4 protein-coding genes are annotated in these 5566 nt (G+C 60.2%); 3 read left to right on the top strand and 1 reads right to left on the bottom strand.

The window, feature by feature from the left end:
- Nucleotides 1-36: 36 nt before the first annotated feature.
- Nucleotides 37-1677: a hypothetical protein gene (locus tag DQ230_RS16540; protein ID WP_203228118.1), complete on the bottom strand. Its 1641-nt coding sequence runs from the start codon at nt 1675-1677 to the stop codon at nt 37-39.
- 343 nt (nt 1678-2020) lie between these two features.
- Here DQ230_RS16540 and alaS point away from each other — a divergent pair, with 343 nt between their 5' ends.
- From alaS to DQ230_RS17465, 3 genes are all read left to right on the top strand, one after another.
- Nucleotides 2021-4681 (top strand): alanine--tRNA ligase, encoded by a 2661-nt coding sequence (gene alaS, locus DQ230_RS16535; protein WP_113913667.1) that lies wholly within the window; start codon nt 2021-2023, stop codon nt 4679-4681.
- A 3-nt stretch (nt 4682-4684) separates the two neighbouring features.
- On the top strand, nt 4685-4972 hold the full coding sequence (locus DQ230_RS16530) for a DUF1330 domain-containing protein (protein WP_113913666.1): 288 nt from the start codon (nt 4685-4687) through the stop codon (nt 4970-4972).
- Nucleotides 4973-5327: 355 nt separating this feature from the next.
- Entirely contained in the window at nt 5328-5456 is a 129-nt protein-coding gene (locus tag DQ230_RS17465; RefSeq protein ID WP_275263552.1) for a hypothetical protein, read from the top strand.
- The last annotated feature ends 110 nt before the right edge of the window (nt 5457-5566 follow it).

Genomic DNA, 5566 nt, shown 5'->3' with positions numbered 1-5566 from the left:
GCTGACGTCATCGCCCGCATCTCCGACATGCCGGTCTCACGCCTGCACGAGTTGCTGCCGTGGGAATGGAACGCAGCAACGCACCAAGTCAAGGCTGCCTGACCGCGGCCCTCGGCGGATGTTTACCTTGCTTTTGGGTGCGGAGACTTCTTTGTCGAAGGAGATCACGAACCACTCGAACATGTCTTCGTTGATCATGTCGCGGAATACGTGTGGCACGACGCGCACCATCGCCGCCTCCTGCTCACCGACCAACGTAATCTTGCCCTTGGGCAGCATATCCCGGAGGCAGGCAAGATGCGCCGCCTTGGTGTATGTCGGCTTCACAACGCTCCCATTGAAGCTGCCCCGAAAGTCGCGATCCGTGTCGTGGAAGCCGAAATACCCCTGCCGGATCTGGTCCAGCTGATATCTCTTGTCGTCGGCTTCAGCGATCTTTTCCTGGGTCTCAGGGGGAAGGGCGAAGCCGGCATTCACGGTCTTTTCGTATGCATTCTGCACACGCTCGGAGAACACCCTCCAGCGGCCTTCCGCGCTGGCGAATAGCATGGCCTCATCGAGCCGCCCGCTCGGGCGCTGGAACTGCATCTTGGGTGCGGTGAAGGTGACGCCCGATTTCTGGGAGTAATGTTGCCGGAGGTTCGTAGGCTGGCCTGTGTCGTCGAGATAGTGCTCTTGGATGAACTCCACGGGATCGACATTCGGGTCGAAGTTTGCGTCGATCCGGAAGACATATCCGCTCCGAATGTCGGCGGAGACCGAAAACTGGAGGGGCGTCAGCCGTCGATCGAAGCGGCTTTCCCAGTTGACCGAGATCGTGACGTCGTCGTGGGCGATCCGCATGTGGCTGAAGCGGTCGGACGCCTCCACTCGCTGCTTCCATTCCTTCAGCTTCGCACGCTCGAAGGCGAGCAAGGTTTTCTCCAACCAGAAGATGCGGCTGTAAAGGCGGCTCACGCCGATCTGCTTCCCGGTGTCGGGGTCAGCCAGAACACGGCGCATGGTCGTGATGCTGTCGCCGTTGACAATGCATCTCAGGATGCGGACGTTATCGCGCAGCTCCTTCTGTGCTTGGTGATCCAGCGATACGGAGATCCTCGCGCCACGCTTGCCTTTGCAGGGACGGTGGATGATCCGAAACCCCGATGGTTTCGCCTTTCGGCGATTGCCATTTGGTGCCAGCTTCCCGTGCGTGCCATTGAATATGAACTCGTCGGAGTTCTCGAGATACCGCGCGCCGCACGCGCCGCACACCGGCCCTTCAAGGCAGCCGCCAGCAAAGAGCAGTCGGTAATACTCTTCCAGGAAGTGCTCGTTCGACATGATCGAAAAGCTGATGTCGCAAACGCCGTTGCCGCGTTGATGACCGCACTCCATGGATCGGCCGTCATCCCAGCCGACCGGATCGCCGGCGTATTCGAAGGCCTCCGAAATACGCGGATGATGATCGTCGCTCGACATGGTGTAGGAGCCGATCCCGGTCGTCAGGGCCGGGATGCTCGCCGAGGCCGCCTGCTTGCGTTGCGCAGCGTTCTTTCCTTTGAACTCAGGGATCGCGAAGTCCGGCGCAACGCCGAAGTTGCCGCAGTCCGGGTCACCGCAGGTATTGAGGTTGAAATCTGCCAGCACGGCAGGGTAGACTTGAAAAAGCTTCAGCTGCTTGAGCTTCTTGACCATTCGATCTCCGATCTGTCGGTATTGATTTGTCAAGAAGGCCTCCGGGACCGAATGGGATGTTGGCCATTTTCCGTGGCGACGAAATCCCAAAACGATTTTTCTGCTTACTGTTGCGCCGGGACAAAAGTCCCGCAGTCTGTGTAAGTAGCCCTGAAAAATATGCTCCTAAAATCAAACGGCTACCGAGAATTTTCTCGGTAGCCGTTGCAGTTATGTCCCAAAACCCGGAACGAGCCAGCATTGCGCGCCGGGCCTTTTTCTTGCGGTGGACAGGCGCGGCAGGGACGGATAATCAGGAAACGCCCGACTGTCCTGAAAATTCCGCGAAAAGAGATCCCAAAACATGGCGACGCTGAACGACATCCGCTCAACCTTTCTGAGCTATTTCGAACAAAACGACCACCGTATCGTCGACAGCTCGCCCTTGGTGCCGCGCAACGATCCGACATTGATGTTCACCAATTCTGGCATGGTCCAGTTCAAGAACCTCTTCACCGGACTGGAGAAACGCGACTATGTGCGCGCCACGTCCAGCCAGAAATGTGTGCGGGCGGGCGGCAAGCATAATGATCTGGATAATGTCGGCTATACCGCCCGGCACCATACCTTCTTTGAAATGATGGGCAATTTCAGCTTTGGGGATTACTTCAAGGAGGACGCGATACGTTTTGCCTGGGAATTGCTGACACGCGATTTCGGGCTGGATAAATCCAAGCTGCTGGTGACGGTCTATCACACCGATGACGAGGCCGCGAGCATCTGGAAGAAGGTCGCGGGCCTGCCGGATGACCGTATCATTCGCATCGCCACGGACGATAATTTCTGGTCGATGGGCGCGACTGGTCCTTGCGGTCCCTGTTCTGAAATTTTCTATGATCATGGCCCTGAAATCTGGGGCGGCCCTCCCGGCAGCCCGGAAGAGGATGGCGACCGCTTCATCGAGATCTGGAACCTTGTTTTCATGCAAAACGAGCGGTTCGAGGATGGCACGCAGCGCGACCTGGACATGCAGTCGATCGACACCGGCATGGGGCTGGAGCGGATCGGGGCATTGCTGCAAGGCAAGCATGACAATTACGACACCGACGTGATGCGCGCCCTGATCGAGGCCAGCGCGCACGCAACCAGCACAGATGCGGACGGGCCGGGTAACGTGCATCACCGGGTCATCGCGGATCACCTGCGCTCGACCTCCTTCCTGATGGCCGATGGCGTGATGCCGTCCAATGAGGGACGCGGCTATGTCCTGCGCCGGATCATGCGGCGCGCGATGCGCCATGCGCATCTGCTGGGCGCCAAGGATCCGGTGATGCACCGCCTGGTGCCGGCGCTGGTGACGCAAATGGGGCAGGCTTTTCCCGAATTGGGCCGTGCGCAGGGCATGATCGAGGAGTCGCTGCGCCTGGAGGAAACCCGTTTCAAGCAGACGCTGGAGCGGGGTCTGGGTCTATTGGACGACGCCGTGCAAGGGCTGGGCGAGGGCGCGGATCTGCCGGGCGAGACGGCGTTCAAGCTGTACGATACGTTCGGCTTCCCGTTGGATCTGACGCAGGACGCGCTGCGCGAAAAGGGACGCGGCGTCGATACCGCAGGCTTTGACGCGGCCATGGCCGAGCAGAAGGCCAAGGCGCGCGCGGCATGGTCCGGCAGCGGCGAGGCGGCGGATGCCGATGTCTGGTACGACATTGCCGAGGCAAGCGGCGTCACCGATTTTCTGGGGTATGACACCGAAGTGGCCGAGGCGCAGATCGTCGCGCTGGTACAGGACGGCGCGACAGTCGCCAGCGCGAAAGAGGGCGAGACCGTTCAGATCGTGCTGAACCAGACGCCGTTTTACGCCGAATCCGGCGGGCAGGTGGGCGATAGCGGCACGCTGACCTGCGAGGGCGGCACGGCGCGCATCACCGATACCCGCAAGGTGGCCGGCGTTTTCATCCACTTTGCAGAGGTGACAAAGGGCGCTCTGACCAAGGGCGCGGCGGTACAGATGGAGGTCGATCATGGCCGCCGGAGCGCGATCCGTGCGAACCATTCGGCCACGCACCTTCTGCATGAAGCGCTGCGCGAGGTGCTGGGCGATCATGTGGCGCAGCGCGGCAGCCTGAACGCGGATGACCGTCTGCGTTTCGACTTCAGCCACACCAAGGCACTGACCGGGGACGAAATGGCCCGCATCGAGGCGGATGTGAACCGCTATATTCGCCAGAATGCCCCGGTTGAGACGCGGATCATGTCACCGGACGAGGCCCGCGATCTGGGCGCGCAGGCGCTCTTTGGCGAAAAATATGGCGACGAGGTTCGCGTCGTGTCGATGGGCCGGCAGGATGGCTCGGGCAAGGGCGCGGACAAGCGCACTTATTCGATTGAACTATGCGGCGGCACCCACGTTTCCGGCACTGGCGACATCGGCCTGTTCGTGCTGCTGGGCGATGCCGCGTCCAGCGCCGGCGTGCGGCGGATCGAGGCGCTGACAGGCGAGGCGGCGCTCCGGCATCTGGGCGGTCATTCCAAGGCACTGATCGAAATTGCCGGCGCGCTGAAGGTGCGCCCGGACGATGCCCAGACGCGTGTGCGCGCGCTCATGGAGGAACGCCGGGCATTGGTTAACGAAGTTGCGCAGCTGCGCCGCGAATTGGCCATGGGCGGCGGTGCGGGCCAGGATGTCGGCGATATCGAGGATGTCGGCGGTACAAAGTTCTTTGCGCAGGTGCTCAGCGGCATCTCCGGCAAGGATTTGCCTGGCCTGGTGGATGAGCATAAGGCCCGGATAGGCAGTGGCGCTGTGCTGCTGATTGCCGATACCGGGGGCAAGGCCGCTGTGGCGGCCGGAGTGACCGACGACAAGACCGGGGCGCTCTCGGCCGTGGATCTGGTGCGCGCGGCTGTGGCACAGCTGGGCGGCAAGGGCGGCGGTGGACGCCCGGATATGGCGCAGGGCGGCGGCAGTGATGCATCCAACGCTGATGCCGCAATCGAAGCTGCAAGAAACGTCATGAAAGGATAAACCATGCCTGCACTCTGGATCGCTCACGTTACCGTCACGGATGACGACGCTTATGGTAAATACGCCGCCTTGGCCGGCCCGGCCATTGCCAAACATGGTGGCCAGTTCATTGCGCGCGGCGGCCGCTTTGTACAGTTGGAAGGGCGCGAGCGCCCGCGCAACGTGGTTGCCAGATTCGCCAGCGTAGAAGCTGCCGAGGCCTGCTATCACTCGCCGGAATATCAGGAGGCGTTGAACCACGCGCGCGGCGCGTCCGAGCGCGAGCTTTTGATCGTCGAAACGACGGAATAGACGTCCGGATGATCCGCCGGGTCCACGGGACGGTTGCGCCTTGGACCCGGCGGATTTTTGCTGTCTATCGCTTCATGTCTTGCAAAATGCCGCGAATCGACTGGGCCGCAACTGTTTCAAGATATTCATGTCGGACATTGATTGACCATCATTGTTTCGTTGCCGGACACAGTTTCGTATCAACGCGTTAGTGCCAAAGCGTCAAAACTATGGCGCGATAGACACAGTTTTGCGGATTTGCTCAAAATTTCGGCGCAATGCGTTCAGACCTCTGCTTAAACGCCTTTTTTCAGTCGCCGCGCACGGTTGACGTTGGGTAACATGATCGTGTGTTCATTCAACATGGAGAAGAAACATGAAGACGATTTTGATGGGGGCGATTGTCGCCATGGCTGCCGCCGCCTCTCCTGCTATGGCCTGGGAAGGCCAGAAGGTTGCCTGCTACGACAAGGTCTGGGTGCCTGCGACTGTTGATTGTCATTGAGAACTGACCCGGCATTTTCATCGAGATCTGACCCACCCAGTCGTTATGATCTGCTGATTATGATGGCGTCAATGCTGTTGCCTCCTTTCGCTTTTTCTTCGCTGTTTCGG

The organism is Roseovarius dicentrarchi (assembly GCF_003316635.1).
In the GTDB taxonomy this organism is placed as follows: domain Bacteria; phylum Pseudomonadota; class Alphaproteobacteria; order Rhodobacterales; family Rhodobacteraceae; genus Roseovarius; species Roseovarius dicentrarchi.
Note: the sequence above shows the minus strand (reverse complement) of the source record. Positions and strands in the feature narration are given on the sequence as shown.